1 rRNA gene is annotated in these 666 nt (G+C 47.4%); it reads right to left on the reverse strand.

The features are described 5' to 3' along the window. Positions 1-448, reverse strand: a 16S ribosomal RNA gene (locus L656_RS0113670); the annotation flags it as partial. Positions 449-666: the final 218 nt, after the last annotated feature.

Raw genomic sequence — 666 nt, forward strand, 5'->3', positions numbered from 1 at the left:
CTTTCCTCCTGACTGAAAGTGCTTTACAACCCGAAGGCCTTCTTCACACACGCGGCATGGCTGCATCAGGCTTGCGCCCATTGTGCAATATTCCCCACTGCTGCCTCCCGTAGGAGTCTGGGCCGTGTCTCAGTCCCAGTGTGGCTGATCATCCTCTCAAACCAGCTAGGGATCGTCGCCTTGGTGAGCCATTACCTCACCAACTAGCTAATCCCACTTGGGCCAATCTAAAGGCGAGAGCCGAAGCCCCCTTTGGTCCGTAGACATTATGCGGTATTAGCAGTCGTTTCCAACTGTTGTCCCCCACCTCAAGGCATGTTCCCAAGCATTACTCACCCGTCCGCCGCTCGTCAGCAAAGTAGCAAGCTACTTTCTGTTACCGCTCGACTTGCATGTGTTAGGCCTGCCGCCAGCGTTCAATCTGAGCCATGATCAAACTCTTCAATTAAAAAGTTTTATGTCTTTCGACAGCTCAATGAATTCTGAATTTATTTTAATATCTTTCGATATTGAATTGACTGTGCCGAAGCAACATATAAATAAGTTACTTCTGTTGGTCACTCAGTTTTCAATTGAGACTCTAAATTTGTTTGCCTCGCTACCTAAGTAGGTTGGCTGTTAGAACTCAATCTGTACGAGTGCCCACACAGATGATTGCTTTATATT

This window comes from Pseudoalteromonas sp. TAE56 (assembly GCF_000497955.1).
Lineage (GTDB): Bacteria > Pseudomonadota > Gammaproteobacteria > Enterobacterales > Alteromonadaceae > Pseudoalteromonas.